This is a genomic window from Phormidium sp. CCY1219, from assembly GCF_035615515.1.
Taxonomy (GTDB): domain Bacteria; phylum Cyanobacteriota; class Cyanobacteriia; order Cyanobacteriales; family Laspinemataceae; genus CCY1219.
On the sequence record NZ_JAJENT010000891.1, the window covers coordinates 1 to 4208 of the forward strand.

Annotated in this window: 4 protein-coding genes; all 4 read right to left on the bottom strand. The window is 54.0% G+C overall.

The window, feature by feature from the left end:
- Positions 1-160: 160 nt before the first annotated feature.
- Positions 161-631 carry a gas vesicle protein K gene (locus LKK83_RS29200; protein WP_324634980.1) on the bottom strand — a complete coding sequence of 157 codons (471 nt, stop codon included), beginning with the start codon at positions 629-631 and terminating at the stop codon, positions 161-163.
- Between the two features lie 133 nt (positions 632-764).
- A complete protein-coding gene (locus LKK83_RS29205; RefSeq protein WP_324634981.1) occupies positions 765-1121 on the bottom strand; it encodes a hypothetical protein in 357 nt (118 codons plus the stop codon).
- Between the two features lie 231 nt (positions 1122-1352).
- Complete coding sequence (locus tag LKK83_RS29210) at positions 1353-3164, bottom strand: AAA family ATPase (protein WP_324634982.1); 1812 nt, start codon at positions 3162-3164, stop codon at positions 1353-1355.
- A gap of 894 nt (positions 3165-4058) precedes the next feature.
- Positions 4059-4181, bottom strand: a complete 123-nt coding sequence (locus tag LKK83_RS29215; RefSeq protein WP_442957388.1) for a four helix bundle protein — start codon at positions 4179-4181, stop codon at positions 4059-4061.
- Positions 4182-4208 lie beyond the last annotated feature (27 nt).

Below are 4208 nucleotides of genomic sequence, written 5' to 3' on the forward strand. Positions count from 1 at the left end.
TCCCCGTAGGGTGTGTGACGCCCGTCATCCATCATCGGGAACATCACCCAACCCGGTGCGGGCGTCACGCACCGTTCCCGTGAGGAGGCGGGGGATTGACCACTGACCACTGACCACTGACCACTGACCACTGACCACTGACCACTGACCCAACCATTTGTCAATCCCTTGCCTTTGGCTCGATCGCCTGGGAGGTTAACATTAACCGCAATTTGGCATGGATTAAATTTAAGTGAGCTAAGCCCAAATCTACACTTCCTTCCACCACCACGCCGGTATGCAAGAGGCGATCGAGGAGTTCGAGAATCGAGGGATTGTCCGAGTGTTCTCCGGGATAGTATTCTCCCTCTTTGGGTAACAAGGTACCGATATCGCCTAAATCGATATTCAAATCAGCCGGATCGATATCGAAAATTTCGCAGAGGTTGACGATTTGTTCTTCTAGTTGGCGCAAGCTTTCGGCGGCGCGATCGAGTTCTTCGTCGGTGAGCAAATTTTCGTCCATGCGCCGGATGACTTGCGCTTCCATCAGTTGGCGGATGAGTTCTACTACGGTGAGCAATAAAGGAGCTAACCCAGCTTCTTTGTTGTTGGGTTTGGGGGCTAAAATACTGTCGGGAGATGAGGTCATAAAGCGGGAGAGTGTAGAAGGTCAAACGTCCCGTACCCTAGAAGGGATGGGGTTACGCGGGTCTAGCCCGCCGACGCAGGCTAGGGTAGATTGGCGAGTTGCAGGTGAGCGTTATGGGGTGGGCGGTTGGATTTTAAGGATAAGATAATTTCCGTCCGGACCCGTGACAGGGATGACAGTAGAAGTGACCCGATCGCGATCGCCCGGTTCCGCCACAGTTCTCGCACAGGGGTGCATCGGGCGATCGCTGGTGAACGCCTTTCCCGCCGCAAGCGAGGCACGGATTGCGGGTACCCGTGGGGGAGACGCCGGTATGAGCGCAGTACGCACAAGCAACCACTGGCGGGGTCATCCAGTGATATCCCCGGCCCTGACAAGCGGGACAACTGGACAGGGCGGACATGACGCCAAATCTATCTTTTCCGGTGCCTTGACAGTAGGCGCACTGGAGTTTAGAATCAGACTGGAGCAATTTAGATTGAAGTTTCATCGCAGGTTTATCCAAGGTGACGACAGGTTAGGGCGAGATTGGGGTTTGGGTAACAGGCGATCGCCAATTGCACTGCAGAGTGATTCCCGCCTCCCCTCTACAGGCTACACCGATTCTATCTTAAATCGGGCAGCCGTCGCTCCCTCCCAGGGAAAAAACGGTGGTCAGCTTCTCGGGAGACAGTGGCACTCCATCTCGCACTCGCTTACCCACCGGGGCGGCGGCGCGAAGTCAATCCTCCGAATTGAGCTGTTCGCACAAGGTTTGATAGGCGAAGTCGAAATCGTCCGAGGTGATAAAAATCTGCTTCGGGTCGCTGATTCCCCCTTGGCGGGCGCGGCGAATGGCGGCTAATGCAGCCCGATCGCACAATAAAGCCAAGTCCGCACCATTCCAGTTTTCCGTGCGCGTCGCCCAGGGGTCTAAATCCACATCCACTACCGGGCGATCGCGGTTGTGGACTTGCAGAATCGCCAAGCGGGTGGGGCGATCGGGCAAATCCACGGTTAATTGCAAATCCAGACGACCCGATCGCAGTAACGCCGGGTCCAGGGCCGTGGGTCGATTAGTTGCGCCAATTAAGATAAGATTAGCAGAAGAGTGCAATCCGTCCAATTCGCTCAGCAGTTGTCCTACCACCCGATCGCTGACCCCGGAATCCCCGGTATTTTGTCCCCGGGCCGGGGCTACGGTATCGATTTCGTCGATAAATATTACGCAAGGTGCGGCTTGTCGGGCTTTAGCGAAGAGGTCGCGGACCGCTTGTTCCGATGCGCCTACCCAGCGACTGAGCAATTCCGCGCCGCTGACGCCGATAAAGTTGGCTTTGGCGCGGGCGGCGACAGCTTTGGCTAAGAGGGTTTTGCCGGTTCCGGGAGGGCCGGCGAGGAGAATTCCTCTCGGGGCTTTTGCGCCGGTGCGCTGGTAGAATTCTGGGTAGAGCAGTTGTCCTTCTACGGATTCTTGTAGGGTTTGTTTCACCGATTCGAGTCCGCCAATGTCCGACCAAGATACCGAGGGGGTTTCGATTTCTAGCGATCGCAGGACCGAGGGATTGATGGTTTTGAGGGCTTGTTGGACGTCCTCGGCGGTAATCGTGAGGTGGTCGGGAAGGGGGGCGGTGAGGTCCGGAACCTGGCGGCGCAAAGCGAGATAAGCCGCTTGTTGGGAGAGGGCTTTCAAGTCTGCGCCCACAAATCCGACGCAATCAGCAGCGATCGCGGTTAAATCCACTGAGGGTTCTAAGGGCATATCTCGGGTGAGAATCTGCAAAATCTCCAGCCGTTCCCCCTGGTTGGGGACGGGGAAGTGAATTTCGCGATCGAAACGTCCCGGGCGGCGCAGGGCGGGGTCGAGATGGTTCGGGCGATTGGTGGCGGCGAGAAGGAGGATACCCCGGGTGGGGGAGAAGCCATCCATTAAGCCGAGGAGTTGTCCCACCACTCGTTTTTCCACTTCTCCTTCCACTTTAGCGCGATCGGGGGCGAGGCTATCGAGTTCGTCGATGAAGATTAAGCAAGGGGCCGAGGCGGTGGCGTCTTGGAAAATTTGCCGCAATCGCGCTTCCGCTTCGCCGTAGAATTTGCCCATGATTTCTGGGCCGTCGATGGCGATGTAGTGGAGTCCCAGGTCGTGGGCTAGGGATCGGGCGGTGAGGGTTTTTCCGGTTCCCGGCGGTCCGACTAGCAAGACCCCGCGCGGCGGTTCTAAGCCGAGTTTGGCCAGCAAGTCCGGTCGCTTCAGGGGCAATTCTACCACCTCCCGCAATTCCCGGATGACCTCTTTTAAGCCCCCGACTTGAGTGAGGTCGCTTGGGTGAGGTGACGTTTCCCCAGACCCTTGGCGGTCCTCCTTGCCCCCAGGAGGTGGGGTGACAATCGGACGGGATGCGCTTCGCGGACGACGGGGAATGTTTCCTTGGGGGGGTATGTTGCTCGCGGTGCGGATTTGCACGTCGCTGCGAATCTCCCCGCTTTCGATTTTGTCTTCTAGGGTTTTGGCTAGTTCTAGCAGTTGTTCGAAGCCTTTGAATAGTTCGCTCATGGATTTACAGGTTGCTTGCGATCGCTACTTTGAGTATAGCAGTTGACCTCCAGAATCTCGGAGTCCTTCACTTAAGTAATCCACCCCGGGGCGCGACTTCCCGTTAAGTGAACCATCCCTCCTCCTCCCAGAACAAACCTTTTCCCCCTCCCCCTACACCTTCACCGCCAGATTTTCTTCCCAGGGACGCGGCCCAGGTCGCTTCCCTTCGGGGAAGTGGAATTAATGGAAACGTTCTACCTTATCTGGAAATCTGATAAGAAATCCTGTCGCTTCCCTTCGGGGAAGTGGAATTAATGGAAACAATCATCGAAATCATCACAGTTTCCTTTAACTCTATACTTGTCGCTTCCCTTCGGGTAAGTGGAATTAATGGAAACTTATGTGCGATTCGTTCGCTGGCTAATCCATAACCAGCGGGGAGAAACTAACCGAAATTATAAGAACATGTTAACTCCTAACTGACTCTTTGATACAAGTGAAAATCTTGTCCGGTAGGAGACACGGTGACTCCCAGCCTGACCACACCGAATGAACTCGGAATTTCATTTCAGTGAGCTGGTAACAGGCCGCAATTAGAGCTAAAACAGATAGGCACACTGGCGGTAAAGGGGAGACAGTACGGGTAAACTGGTTCTAAGCAAGGGGGCAAATTATTTTGGGTCTACCGAACTTGTTATGTAAAAATGATAATTGGGTCTTGAGGGAACGGGGAACAGGGAACAGGGAACGGGGAACAGGGAACGGGGAACAGATGTCATTTTTCTAATTGCTTTTTAATAAGACTAATAATCATTCTACTTTCTTCCGGCAATAGATGTATAATCTTTTCTAAAACAAGGGAACGGGGAACGGGGAACGGGGTCAGTATCATTGTAAACTGTTCCCTGTTCCCTATTCCCTATTCCCTCTATTTGAGATAGAAACGGAACATCTCGTCATTTGTGAGACCCTACCATAGAGTTCGTGTTTAGGGAAAAGATTAGTCAGAAAATAGCATTTTTCTGCAATTTCCATACCTTTTTGCCAAATTCTCAAGTCTTT

Coding starts and splice junctions, on each gene's coding strand:
- LKK83_RS29200 (WP_324634980.1), bottom strand. CDS start 631: ATGACCTCATCTCCCGACAGTATTTTAGCCCCCAAACCCAACAACAAA.
- LKK83_RS29205 (WP_324634981.1), bottom strand. CDS start 1,121: ATGAAACTTCAATCTAAATTGCTCCAGTCTGATTCTAAACTCCAGTGC.
- LKK83_RS29210 (WP_324634982.1), bottom strand. CDS start 3,164: ATGAGCGAACTATTCAAAGGCTTCGAACAACTGCTAGAACTAGCCAAA.
- LKK83_RS29215 (WP_442957388.1), bottom strand. CDS start 4,181: ATGGAAATTGCAGAAAAATGCTATTTTCTGACTAATCTTTTCCCTAAA.